The sequence below is a fragment of the Desulforhabdus amnigena genome (assembly GCF_027925305.1).
Taxonomy (GTDB): Bacteria; Desulfobacterota; Syntrophobacteria; order Syntrophobacterales; family Syntrophobacteraceae; genus Desulforhabdus; species Desulforhabdus amnigena.
The window spans coordinates 1,129,905-1,142,638 of sequence record NZ_BSDR01000001.1 but is presented as its reverse complement, the minus strand read 5'-3'; the positions used below and the strand labels follow the sequence as shown (position 1 = coordinate 1,142,638).

General features: G+C 48.3%; 13 protein-coding genes and 1 pseudogene. All 14 read left to right on the top strand.

Translation table 11 applies throughout. The features are described 5' to 3' along the window. Positions 1-229: 229 nt before the first annotated feature. Complete coding sequence (gene fliJ / locus QMG16_RS05050) at positions 230-673, top strand: flagellar export protein FliJ (RefSeq protein ID WP_281792671.1); 444 nt, start codon at positions 230-232, stop codon at positions 671-673. Further along, the gene (locus QMG16_RS05045) at positions 660-1,295 is read left to right on the top strand and encodes a MotE family protein (RefSeq protein WP_281792669.1); all 636 of its coding nucleotides are present in this window, start codon (positions 660-662) and stop codon (positions 1,293-1,295) included. The genes fliJ and QMG16_RS05045 overlap by 14 nt, the downstream gene beginning before the upstream one ends. A gap of 495 nt (positions 1,296-1,790) precedes the next feature. Then, positions 1,791-4,058, top strand: a complete 2,268-nt coding sequence (locus tag QMG16_RS05040) for a flagellar hook-length control protein FliK (RefSeq protein ID WP_281792667.1) — start codon at positions 1,791-1,793, stop codon at positions 4,056-4,058. 52 nt (positions 4,059-4,110) lie between these two features. Further along, positions 4,111-4,818, top strand: coding sequence for a flagellar hook assembly protein FlgD (locus tag QMG16_RS05035; RefSeq protein ID WP_281792665.1), 708 nt, complete (start codon positions 4,111-4,113; stop codon positions 4,816-4,818). Positions 4,819-4,893: 75 nt separating this feature from the next. Further along, the gene (locus tag QMG16_RS05030) at positions 4,894-5,730 is read left to right on the top strand and encodes a flagellar hook-basal body protein (RefSeq protein WP_281792663.1); all 837 of its coding nucleotides are present in this window, start codon (positions 4,894-4,896) and stop codon (positions 5,728-5,730) included. Positions 5,731-6,368: 638 nt separating this feature from the next. Beyond that, the gene (locus QMG16_RS05025) at positions 6,369-7,133 is read left to right on the top strand and encodes a motility protein A (RefSeq protein ID WP_281792661.1); all 765 of its coding nucleotides are present in this window, start codon (positions 6,369-6,371) and stop codon (positions 7,131-7,133) included. Between the two features lie 46 nt (positions 7,134-7,179). Continuing rightward, on the top strand, positions 7,180-7,665 hold the full coding sequence (locus QMG16_RS05020) for a flagellar basal body-associated FliL family protein (protein ID WP_281792659.1): 486 nt from the start codon (positions 7,180-7,182) through the stop codon (positions 7,663-7,665). Positions 7,666-7,684: 19 nt separating this feature from the next. Then, complete coding sequence (gene fliM / locus QMG16_RS05015; protein ID WP_281792657.1) at positions 7,685-8,701, top strand: flagellar motor switch protein FliM; 1,017 nt, start codon at positions 7,685-7,687, stop codon at positions 8,699-8,701. Positions 8,702-8,804: 103 nt separating this feature from the next. Beyond that, a pseudogene (fliN, locus tag QMG16_RS05010) lies at positions 8,805-9,065 on the top strand (flagellar motor switch protein FliN); the annotation flags it as partial. 105 nt (positions 9,066-9,170) lie between these two features. Continuing rightward, positions 9,171-9,455, top strand: a complete 285-nt coding sequence (gene fliO, locus QMG16_RS05005; RefSeq protein ID WP_281792653.1) for a flagellar biosynthetic protein FliO — start codon at positions 9,171-9,173, stop codon at positions 9,453-9,455. Positions 9,456-9,499: 44 nt separating this feature from the next. Continuing rightward, the gene (fliP, locus tag QMG16_RS05000; RefSeq protein ID WP_281792651.1) at positions 9,500-10,258 is read left to right on the top strand and encodes a flagellar type III secretion system pore protein FliP; all 759 of its coding nucleotides are present in this window, start codon (positions 9,500-9,502) and stop codon (positions 10,256-10,258) included. Between the two features lie 10 nt (positions 10,259-10,268). Further along, entirely contained in the window at positions 10,269-10,538 is a 270-nt protein-coding gene (gene fliQ, locus QMG16_RS04995; RefSeq protein ID WP_281792649.1) for a flagellar biosynthesis protein FliQ, read from the top strand. 241 nt (positions 10,539-10,779) lie between these two features. Continuing rightward, complete coding sequence (gene fliR / locus QMG16_RS04990; protein ID WP_281792647.1) at positions 10,780-11,550, top strand: flagellar biosynthetic protein FliR; 771 nt, start codon at positions 10,780-10,782, stop codon at positions 11,548-11,550. Positions 11,551-11,640: 90 nt separating this feature from the next. Then, positions 11,641-12,705, top strand: coding sequence for a flagellar biosynthesis protein FlhB (flhB, locus tag QMG16_RS04985; protein ID WP_281792646.1), 1,065 nt, complete (start codon positions 11,641-11,643; stop codon positions 12,703-12,705). Positions 12,706-12,734 lie beyond the last annotated feature (29 nt).

The window sequence follows — 12,734 nt, the reverse complement described above, 5'->3', positions numbered from 1 at the left end:
TATCCCGTTATTCACCACGGAGAAGATTTTGGAATTCTTGTGGGATTCCTCCGTGATCTCTGTGCCTTCGTGGTAAATGGGGATTTCAAGAGCGACTCGCTCTCCAGGTTTATGCTCGCAATGGTTGATGATGGCGCTCTTGTGGGACTGGCGTCCTCGCCTCGATCTAAAATCTCCGGACCGACTGTTGTCCTTAACCTTCTCATTATTATAAGTTATTAGGAATGTGATGATTTTCCAATTTCGTTTCGAAGCCCTTTTGAAACAGCGCCAATTCAATCTAAAAAAATGCCAAAGTGATTTGGCTGTGGTTCAATGTCGCTACCAGGAACTGAAAAGTAAGGAATTGGAAATCATTCAACAGATCGCTCATCATGCGAAACTCTGTGAAGATGATCAAAGCCGGGGAATGAATGTGGCGGCTTATCTTTGCTTTAAGGATTACGGAGCATCTTTGGCGCGACAATTGCAAAATCTACGTAATGAGTTAATGAAAGCCTCTCAGGAAGTGGAGGAAAAAAAAGGTGCTTTGCTCGAGTGTGAAAAGGCGGTGAAAATGTTAGAGTGCCTTGAAGAAAAAGAGCTGCAGGAACATCGCTATCTTCAGGCCCACAAAGAGCAAAAAGAGCTGGACGAAATCTCAATTCTAAAGGGCTTCCATGAAAAAGATTAAAAACGAAAAAACGGACTCCAAACCGCACAAGAAGAAGGAGAAAGGTTGGTGGGGGAATATCTTTTGGATTCTGTTGGGGGTAGTGTCTCTCAAACTTGCGCTCACTTTCGGTTTTTTCTGCAATGAGAAAGAATGGGACCGCAAGTGGCTCTCTGCTCCTGATGTTCTTGCGGAAGAACAGAAAAATAAGATGGCTCAGTCTTCTTCTCAAAACAAGTCGACTTCGGTTGCAACGGTTTCGCCGGCAGAAAAAATTTCCTACCTGGATCAAAAAGAGGCAGATCTGAAACGCAAGGAAAAAGAGATTCAACAGAGACAGGAATATCTGCAGCAAATGGAAAGGGATATCGAAAAGAAGCTCCAGGAGCTTACAGCCATACAAAAGGAAATCCAGAATTTCAGAAGTGAAAAAGAAGCCAATCAAAATGCCAAGATTCGTTCTCTTGCCAAGATTTATGAAACGATGAAAACCAAAGAAGCTGCAAAGTTATTGGAAAATTTGGATGAACAACTGGTGGTGAATGTGATTTCAGTCATGAATACAGATGCCGCCGCGAACATATTGGCCAATATGGACACCAAAAAAGCTGCGAAGATCTCTCAGGTCCTTTCCACCCATTGATTTGATTGCCCCGATACACAGAACTTTTGGTCCTATCTCCTCAAAACCAGGATTCAACGAGTCAGTCTTTTCTTGAGTTTTTTCTTTTGGGCCTCCGAGGTCCTGCGGTCAATGCCGGCCTTATGAGCAATGGCGAGTGGAAATGAGAAAAATTTTCCAGAGCCGCGGTTCGGTATCATTTGCTTTGGATCAAGCAATGGTCCTATCTGCATGCAATTCATACATAAAATGATTGTAATCCCTCCTGGCATTTCTCTTGCTTTATAAAGCGCAAACGATGAACGAACAGGGACTTGAGAATCACTTGTGAACGCAGGATAGAAAATGCAAGCCACTCAGATTTCCGCAAGTCAATTGATGATGAGCTTTCTTTCTAAAGCGAAAAAAGAGATCGGCGAAGGCATTTTAACGAACGAATTTTCCAAGGAATTGCAAAAGCAATGCGGTTGTTGTGAGGGGAATAGCACTCTACGGGTTCCTGTTCAAGGTGAGAAATTGTCGGTCCCTGAGAAGACAACCCTCAAGTCCTCTAAAACCGAAACTCCACCTGCCTCGACCGAAAAAGGCAAGCCGCAGGAAGCTGCAAAAGCTTCTGCCGTGTCCCGGCAAAATGTTCCTGCTACCGTGGGAAAAACGATTTCTGAAACGAAGACGCGTGAACAACTCGTCGTTCTCAATTCTGTAGCTGTGGAGAAAATCCTGGCAAATTTTCAACTGCCTGCCGAAGCAAGGAAAAGCTGCTTGAGTTCGGTAAACGCAGAGGGTGGAGTCCCATTCAATGCCCTCGTTGGAATCCTGGATGCATACGGACAGAAGACGAAAGACTCTATAAATGAGAACAAAGCGAGTGCTCAGGATGTCGCAGAACTTGTCGGATCACTCCAATTGATGCAGGGAATGCCTCCCGAAACGATTGAAAGAATCCAGCTGAAACCCAAGGGTTTCTATACCGTAAAAGAATTTAAAGGGTTACTGAACCGTATCGTCGAATGTGTCAATGATGCAGTGCTAAAAAAGGCTCCTCTTCAGGAACAGGCTCATACAAACGGGCATACAGCCTCGGCGCAAGAGAGTGTCAAGGGGGGAATGGCCCCCGTTGTTTCCAAACAAGAGTCGAGAAGGCTGCTTCGAAGCGGTCTTCCTTCTTTCGCCATTCCTGATTTTCGAAAAACACATAGTGACCTTTGGACGAACATTGATAAGCCCATTGCTGCCGAGTCACTGCATGAGCCAACCTTGGGTGACAGTGGCAAGAGCAAAAAGGCCGAAAGAGACTTGCATGTTTCGGTAGCTGCAGATGCCGAGTTGAACACACCTGTGAAGGAACCCGGAACAGCTCTTCTTTTCACTGGATTCGGTGAGGACACATCAGACAGTGCCACCTTTGAGACTACCTGTCTTACTGAGAAGGATTCAGATGAAATATTTGAGACAAATGCTTTGCCGGTCTCTGGAATGGAAAAAGAAAACTCGCCCTACGTAACGGCAGGGCAAGGAAATATAAGGAGTGAGAAGCCTCAAAAGGTCAGAATAAGCGACATACAGGAAACTGTAGAGAAATTGGCCGATGGTGGTGGAGATGGGTTTGCAATTCGGCAATATGGAGGGGGCAAATCCTCTTCCACCGATTCTTTCCAGGAAAGGGATGATATCCTGTTTTCTTCGCCGAAATCTTTTCTGGAAGCAGGTGAAATCTTGGAAGGGAGAAGCAGCGCATTGGGGCAGGAGGAAGCTCCTGATCAGTCGTTCAAGAAGGAAATTCCAATAGTCAAAGCATCGGAAATTCCAATAGGCGATCCGGATCAATTCCTGGAAGGCCTGGATCGGGTGATCCAAAAGGCGGAAAGGGAAGAGCCCGGGCATTCTGGAGCGGATGGAGATGTCCCTCACGAATCCATTTTGGAAAAAGCGGACCCCGCTACAACCGTTTTGGTGAAGAAGGACTCTTCCAATCTTGAAGGGCACGGTGTTTCCATCCTTGAAAAGTTCCCCGAGGCCGATTCAAAAGATCGCCAAGTATCCGGAAAGGATGCTCCCCGAGGAAAGGTGAGCGGATCAGGCGCTGAAGATCCGGAAGGATTGGAGGCAAAAGATGCTCGCAATACTCCCCAAGTACCTTTCGATGCCCGTCCGGCGAACTCCGACCAGGGCAGAGGTATATCTGAAAAGGATCGCTGCGGGCCGGGAGAACAGGGGGGAGATCCGGTTCTTGAGGAAGATCGGGATGATCTCGGGGTTGATGCAACGGACTTGGGCAGTGCCTTCAGTCCTTCGGTAACCGGTCGGTCGGTTGGTTCCGGCGAACCTGCGCGCGCTCCCGAAGCCGTTCTTTCTCTTCAAGATGATTCATGGGCAGGAGATCTGAGTCGTCGCCTTGTGGAGCTTCATGAAAAAGAGCGAAACCAATTGACGCTGGAACTGACACCCAAGCATCTGGGAAAATTGGTCCTGCAGGTGGAAACAAAACACGACCAGGTGATTGCGTGGCTTTCCACGGAGAACGAACAGGCCAAGAACCTGCTCATGCAAAATGTATCACTCCTGCGACAGCAATTGCAGGACCAGGGGCTCATACTGAGCCAACTCCATGTGAATGTCAGGCAGGAAGGGCAGGAAAAAAATTCCCACAGGAACTTCGAACAGTTCAGTGTCAAGGGTGGGCGCAGCAAGGTTTTAGAAAGACTGAACGGGTCGCGACTCTCCACAGCCGGGTCAGCCTACAAATCAGAAAACGATAATCGTCGCATCAGTTTCTTCGCATAGGAAGAGATTTCAAACGGCAGCCGAGTGAATCGGTACAGAAGGGAAGAGAGCTATGGCAATTACAGGAATAGAATCGGCGGGCAGCCTGATGGGAGTCTCTCAAAGCAGTGCACAGTCGGAAACATCAACCGGCGGCAACCGGATTGACATGAACGGTTTTTTGAACTTGTTCTTGACTCAGCTGGAAAATCAAGACCCGACAAACCCACTGGAATCATATGAACTCGCAGCTCAATTGGCGCAGTTCAGCACGGTAGAGCAGCTTTCTCAGGTCAATGCAAACATTCTCAAACAAAAAGATTACTTGACGTCCATCAATTACGGGCAAATGGCCCAGTTGATCGGAAGGGATGTGGTAGCGGTGGACGACAGCATACAATTGACCGATGGAGAAACATCCAAAAGTTCATATGAGTTGAATGTTTCGGCTGAGGTGAGTCTGAAGATCCTGGATGATCGAGGGACACTTATCCGTACGATTTCACTGGGGAACCAGGAGTCGGGGACTTACGAGGTTGAGTGGGATGGAAAGAACGATTCCGGGGAGGTTGTGCCGGATGGAACCTATCATGTTCAAGTGGAAGCTGTCGATGCCGATGGAAATTTCACGGAGGCGACCCAAACCGTGAGCGGTAAAATATATGCCTTAAGCCTTGATCAAGACAATCCCCAATTTATTATCGGTGGGCCGAATGGCGTGAAAGTGTCCGCAGGGACAATCTCTGAGGTTCGTGAAATGGATGGATCAGGAACTGTCTGATGAGGACAGATTACATTTTGGGGTGTAAAGTTTTAAATCAAAAAACACTTATGATCGGCAACAGGGAGGATTACCATGTCTATAACCAGTGCAATGTCAAATGGCGTCAGCGGATTGAACAGCTTCAGCACGGCTTTGGAAGTAACGAGTGACAACGTTGCCAATACGGGTACTACAGCATTCAAATCCAACGCAGCGCGTTTTGGTGACATGGTAAGTAGTTATTATAACACTCAATCTAAAGATACTGACAGACGGGGAGCCGGCAGTGTTGCTCTGGGTGTGGCCACTGACTTCGCTCAAGGTTCTTTTTCCACCACGACGTCCTGGTCAGATATGGCGATCAACGGCCAGGGCTATTTCGCTGTAGCCAAGATTTCTTTGGATGATAGCGGTGCCGCTACGGTTAACGGTCAGACTTTCTATACGCGGGATGGTAGCTTTCACGTCGATAAGTCGGGCTATTTGGTGAACTACCAGGGATATGCCGTATTGGGAGCGGATGGTCAGCCCATAAGAGTTGAAGCAACACCAAACAGTCCTTCGCACACCAACTTCTATGTAGATAACAAGGGACAGATTTGGGGATATCCCACGGATACAACTTTGAGTACGGATCCAGAAATGATTGGAAATCCGGTGAAAATTGTTATTTTTCCCAACGAAGGTGGACTGATTCGCAAGGGTGGCAATCTCTACAGCGTCGGCCCCGAATCCAAGAGTCCCATTGACGTCACGAACAACGAGACACTGCGTGGAGATATCGCCGGATACACTTTAGAGGGTTCCAATGTGGATTTAGCCAAGGAGATGGTGAATATGATCATCTACCAGGCAAGCTACAATGCCAACAGTAAGTCCATCACAACAGCAAGGGATATGCTGGATACGACCATAAATCTCGTAAGATAGCATTGAAGGATTCAGTGCCGTTTCGGGGATGCTGAATCCATACTCTGCCCCGGTATGGTCGCAATGGTTGATGATTGTGCTTTCGCAGGAGCGGCTTCCAACTGTTCCTGCGGAGGTCAAGGTTTCAACCGTTCACGGTAGAGCAGTCGCTTGAGATGATGCTTGTCAAAAAAATGACAATTTGTGATTTGGTTTGACGAGGTAGTGTCTTTCATAAAACTTCAAGGAACATCCCTCTTCTCGTTTTGAAGAGTCCGCCCCGTTTTGCGCTTCATCAAGCGCAATGTCCTTCAGTCAGGGACGGATTCTTTATTTCAGCTGCTCCTGCATGTTTCTGCCTTGTTTCATTATCCTGCCATGGCATGTTCGTTGCTTTTCCAGTCTTGTGGTAACTTCCAGCACAATCGACCCGATTTGACTGATTCGAAACACTGAGGTTGGTTCGTGTGGGCATAAGGCTCGCCACCCTACGGCATAAAATCCATGGCTCCGATACGTAGGGATGAGGTTTGTGGCCACCCGCCTGCAGTGCCGGTCTGTGCAGCAGGTTGAACGAAACGGTGGCTCGATTCAGGTCGGAATGGCTGTCTGTTGTAATCGTACTTACCGTCAATCAACACCAGGGTTTTTGACTGTTTATGGACTTAGCAACTGTAATCGGCATTGTCGTGGCTTTTGCTCTGGTCTTTCTTTCCATTGTTATGGGAAGCGGACTGGGTGTATTTGTCGACTACCCGTCCATAATGATTGTCATGGGGGGGACGCTTGGAGCGACGATGATCAACCACCCGCTCAAAGAAGTGTTCTCGGTTTTCAATGTTGCCAAGCATTGCTTCTTCACCAAACCTTGGAACAGCAGTGAAATCATTCCCATGTTCATAGAACTTGCCAATAAGGCGAGGAAGGAAGGCATTCTGGCCTTGGAGTCGGAACTGGGCAATATCGATGACGAATTTTTGGCAAAGGGTTTACAACTTGCCATCGATGGAATCGAGCCGGATTCCATTCGTGAAATACTTGAGACGGAAGTGGAATATCTTGAGGAGAGGCATCGCACAGGTGGTGAAATCATGAATACCATGGCGACTTTCTTCCCGGCGATGGGAATGATCGGCACGCTCATTGGATTGGTGCAGATGCTTCAGACCATGTCCGATCCATCCACCATCGGACCCGCCATGGCTGTCGCGCTGCTCACGACGTTTTACGGAGCGATCGGAGCGAACCTGCTCTGCATCCCCATGGCGGGAAAACTTCGCAAACGTAGCAAGGAAGAGACGGCCATAAAAGAAATGATCATCTGCGGAATCATGGCCATTGCCGGTGGGGATAATCCAAGAATCATCGAGCAAAAGCTGTTGGTATTCGTACCGCCAAATTCGCGGCAAAGCGCGTTCAAGTAAGGGCGTCTAGCCAACTTTTTGAAAAGAGGAAGGAGTTTTCCGGTTTATGGCTAGAGCAGGGAATGGAAAAGATAATCCGCAGGAGGTTGGGAGCGGCAAATCATCGGGTATGAAATGGGTAATCATTGGAGTTCTGGCTCTCGTTCTTCTTGGTGGGGGTGGGTTCTTTGGGTGGAGGATGTTTCTTTCAACAGGCCGGAGCGACGCGCCCGCTGCCGCCAAGGAGGCGCCTCAGATTACCCACCAGATGGATTCTTTTCTGGTGAACCTGGCGGATCCAGGCGGCAAAAGGTACTTGAAAGTGAATATCCAGGTCCTTTTGGATAATCCTCTCGTAGAAGATGAAATTAAAACACGTACTTATGCAGTTCGGGATACCATATTGATGCTTTTGTCGGCAAAAGCATATGATGATATCGCGACGCCCAACGGTAAAGACATTCTGAAAAGGGAAATGATGGTCAAGTTGAATCGCCTTCTCACAAAGGGCCAGGTCAAGGAAGTTTTTTTTACTGATTTTTTGGTTCAGTAAGGAAAATAAGTCTAAGCCCATGGAAAAAGTCCTTTCCCAAGAGGAAGTTGATGCCCTCCTCAGAGGTATTTCGGACGGGGCGATCGAGTCCGAACCCGAGGTTGAAGAGAATCCAGACGCTGTCCGTGTCTACGATCTCACCAGTCAGGATCGGATTATCCGCGGACGTATGCCCACGCTGGAAATCATCAACGACCGGTTTGCACGGCTCCATCGGGTCAGTCTCTCCGCATCACTGCGAAAAATAGTTGATATTACCGTCACTCAAACAGACATGGTGAAGTTCGGAGAGTTCCTTCGCACTTTGCCGGTACCCACGAGTCTTCATATTGTCAAAATGGAACCGCTGCGTGGGCATATTCTGCTCGTGATAGAGAGTCGTCTCATTTTCAGTTTGATGGACTGTTTTTTCGGCGGCAGCGGGAAAAGCAGCTTCAAAGTGGAGGGAAGGGATTTTACCAGCATTGAGCAGCGTGTGATTCATAAGGTGGTCGGCGGTGCGCTCAATGATCTGGACAATGCCTGGAAACCCGTCGTTCCGGTCAATTTTCAGTTGGTACGGTCCGAAGTCAATCCACAATTCGCCACCATTGTGGCTCCAACGGATCTGGTCATTGTGATTCATTTCGAACTGGAATTGGAACGCTCCATCGGTAAGATCATCCTCTGTTTACCTTATTCCACCATTGAGCCCATTCGATCGAGGCTCTACGCAAGCTATCAAAGCGATCAGCTTGAGGTTGACCTGGATTGGATCGAACGACTCAAACGGCGAATGATGGAAGTGGAGGTGGAAGTCCTGGTGGAACTGGGAACAGCAGCAATCAAAGGCCGTGATCTGCTTCATCTCGAAGTGGGAGATGTTCTGATTCTGGACCAGGAAGTTCATCAACCCCTTCGAGTAAACATCGAGGGCATTCAAAAATTTAAGGCGTCTCCAGGTATTTCAAGAGGAAATCACGCAATTCAGGTGACTGAAGTCGTCAATTCTCCTGTTTCGGAAGGGGTATCCAAGAGGATTCATAATTATGGCTGAAAGTGAGAACGTCCTCAGTGAAAAAAACAAAGAGAGCCTGACTTCCGGAGATGGGAAGGCGGAATTTCCCAAGTTCGAGTCGAGTCAGCAAAAAAAAGAGATGGTGAGAGACCTGGATTTCATTTTGGACATTCCTTTACACCTCTCCGCCGAATTGGGACGCACCACCATGATCATCAATGACCTCCTGCAACTGGGGCAGGGATCAGTGATCGAACTCACCAAACTGGCAGGCGAACCTTTGGAAATCCTGGTCAATGGAAAGCTCATTGCCCGGGGAGAACCGGTTGTCGTGAATGAAAAATTCGGTGTTCGAATCACGGATATCATCAGTCCCATGGAACGAGTCAAGCAACTCGGGTAAGTGGGCGGTTTCAATCCGGTACGGATGGGAAGAATTTCTTCAAAGTGACCCGCTCGTCGCAGGATGTGCCTGTGACCTGAAGGCATGGAAGGATCACAGCTGTTGATGGACCTTGGAATACAGTTGCTCCGTGTAGCGGGCAGCCTCGCTCTTGTCCTGGCCTTGCTGATTCTGGGGCTTTATGTGGTCAGACATTTCAGTTCCTGGATAAAAAAAACAGGTGATAACGAATGGATTCAGGTTTTGAGCCGTCATTATCTGGATCCCAAAAACTATTTGGTCGTGGTCAAGTCACAGGAGCAGGTGCTTCTGATGGGCGTTTCCCCCCAGGGCATACAGCTGCTTACACCTCTTGATAAGCCCACAGGCGTTCCTTCAGAAGAAGTCTGAAGTCTTCGACATCTTCCCGAAAAGTGGGATTTGAATGTAACAATATGAAAAAAAAGTGGTTTATTCTATTTGTTGCCGTCATCTTCATCTTGGGTTTCCAGCTTGTCGGCGGTTGGGCGTCTGAGATTCATTTTCCCGGATTGAGCTTCGACCTGGACAACCCGCAGGCTCCAAAACAGATTTCCGGAATCCTTCAAGTCGTTTTTCTCCTCACTGTCCTTTCTGTGGCTCCCGCCATTCTGATCATGACCACCTCATTCACCCGGGTGGCGGTTGTTTTAAGCTTTCTCCGCCAGGCTATCGGCACGCAGCAGTCTCCTCCCACCCAAGTGATAATCGGTCTGGCGCTGTTTTTGACTTTTTTCATTATGCAGCCTGTCTGGGAAAAGATTCAAAAGGACGCCATCGTTCCTTACACCCGGCATGAAATTACCGGTGAAGAGTTTTTGAAGAGGGGAGTGACACCGCTCAAAGACTTCATGCTTCGGCAGACCAGTAAAAAGGATCTGGCGCTTTTCATATCTTTTTCCCAGGAGGAAAAACCTCAGAATGCCGAATCGCTCTCACTCGCCACAGTGATCCCGGCCTTTGTCATCAGTGAACTCAAAACGGCCTTCCAGATTGGATTTTTACTATATGTCCCTTTTATCATTATGGACATGGTGGTGTCCAGTATCCTCCTTTCCATGGGCATGATGATGCTTCCTCCCGTAATGATCTCTTTGCCTTTCAAACTCATGCTCTTCGTGCTGGTGGACGGCTGGAACATGCTGGTCGGCTCTCTTGTCAAGAGCTATCTGTGAGGAGCGAGCCATGACTTCTGATTTTATTATAGGCCTGGCCCGGGAGGCCATCGAGATTACACTTCTTACCAGCATGCCGGTTCTTCTCGTCAGTTTGGTTGTGGGGGTGGGGATCAGTCTTTTTCAGGCAGTCACCCAAATCCAGGAACAGACCATCACCTTTGTTCCAAAGATTGTCGTGACTTTTTTGGCGCTGCTTTTTTTCGGGGCCTGGATGTTGAACGAGATGGCTCAGTTTCTGAGAGAAATCCTGCAAAACTTTCCTCAGTGGATTCGGTGAAAGGTATGAGGGAGTCAGCGGATTCCAATATCCCGTTATTCACCACGGAGACACGGAGGGCACGGAGAAGATTTTGGAATTCTTATGGAGCTCCTCCTTGATCTCTGTGCCTCCGTGGTAAACGGGGATTTCAAGAGCGACTCACTCCCTAAGCATTCTCTCCGGTTTTCAAATTTTGGGTTGAGAATCTTTCGTGCGATGGCTCTATTGCGAAAATCGGTTCGGGAAGAGGTGAGAGGGAGTGACGACTTTTCATATCGATATTAATGAAATCGCAATCTTTTTTTCCATTTTGCTCCGGATCAGCCTCCTTTTATTCATGATCCCGCTCTTCACCGGAGGACAGATTCCGAATATGGTGAAGGCTGGCGTATCCCTGGCTCTGGGAGCTTTTTTTTTCCCCTTTCTCCGCTCCGTGGTCACCCCTCTGCCCCTGGAACCTGTGGCCTTTGTTCTGGTTGTTCTAGGGGAAATCCTCCTGGCAATGGTGCTTTCTCTGTCCATGCTTTTGGTGCTGGCGGCCTTTCATTTGGCGGGAGAAATAATCAGTGTGGAGATGGGGTTGGGATTTGCACAGGTCGTTGACCCGCAAGGCGGCGCACAGGTGATGGTCCTCAGCAGATGGTTCAATTTGCTCGCAGTTTTGCTTCTTTTCAGTTTCGATGGACATCACATGATCATTCAGACCATCGTGGAAAGCTTCAGAACAATTCCCATGGGCGGATTCTTTTTAAAGCATCTCACTTATTCCCGAATGGTCGCCCTCTCGGGGTACCTGTTCGTGATCGCCCTCAAGATAGCCGCACCCGTGCTCATCGTGCTGATGCTCATGAATGTCGCATTGGGCTTGATTGCCAAATTTTCTCCTCAAATCAACATACTTACAACAAGCTTTCCTCTCACCATATTCTTGGGGCTCCTTTTTATGGGATTTTCCGTTTCCGTGTGGGGAGCTGCAACGGGTCAATTCCTCATGCAACTCATGGAGTACCTTCGCGTGATCACCGGATAGGAGATTCCTTGCCCGCCTCTAATATCAAGGTTTTTTGGGACAAAAAATTGACAAGGCAGGTTTTTTGACGAGAGCTCAGGAGCATTTTTCGTGTCAGGTGGACAGGATAGGAGTGAAAAACCCACAGAAAAAAAGTTGCGCGAGGCTCGAGAACGGGGACAAATCCCCAAGAGCAGGGAACTGAACTCTGCTGCCGTTTTATTGGGGGGAGGGATGGTCCTTTATCTGAGCAACGGTGTCATTTTTGATCAGTTTGGACAAATGCTCAGGGAACTCTGGAGTCAAGGGTTCAGTTCAACACTGACACTCCCGTCCGTAAAAGAATCCATGGGGCATGTATTGATTCATTTCTTTACCATGATTGCTCCCACGGTCATTTCCATTCTCCTGATCGCTGTCGGAATCAATATAATACAAACCAGAGGCTTGAACTTTTCTTTGAAGGCCGTTCAGCCCAAGTTTTCGAAACTGAACCCCTTTCAAGGTCTGAAACAGATCTTTTCGATACGCTCTCTCATAGAGTTGGTGAAGTCGATTCTCAAGATCATGATCGTGGGCTGGGTCGTGTACAGTGTATTCAGGGATGGTGAGGATCTCTTTCTCCCCATGGTGCAGCAGGAACTGCCACAGATCCTGGAAGTCTTCGGACATCTGAGTCTGAAACTTTTGGTTCGAGTCTCTCTCATCATGATCGTTCTGGGCATCGCCGATTACTGTTATCAAGCCTGGCAGCATCGGAAGGATCTCATGATGACCAAACAGGAGGTGAAGGAAGAACACAAGCAGTCGGAAGGCAACCCGCAGATCAAATCGCGCATTCGTTCCATCCAGCGTGCCCTCGCGCGACAACGCATGATGGCCAAAGTCCCCAAGGCTACGGCAATAGTCGTCAACCCGACCCACTACGCAGTCGCCCTCCAATACAAGCAGCAGATGGAAGCACCTAAAGTCGTCGCAAAAGGCGTCGATTTTGTCGCCAGGAAGATCATCGAAGTGGGGCGAAAACATGGAGTCCCTGTAATTCAAAATCCACCATTGGCACGTGCTTTGTATCAGGAAGTGAAACTTGAGGGGACCATTCCGATTTCTTTGTATCGAGCCGTAGCCAAAGTGCTGGCCTACGTCTACCAACAAAAGCAAACACGCACAAAATAGAGAGCGAATGCAAGCGTCCGGTTCTGCAA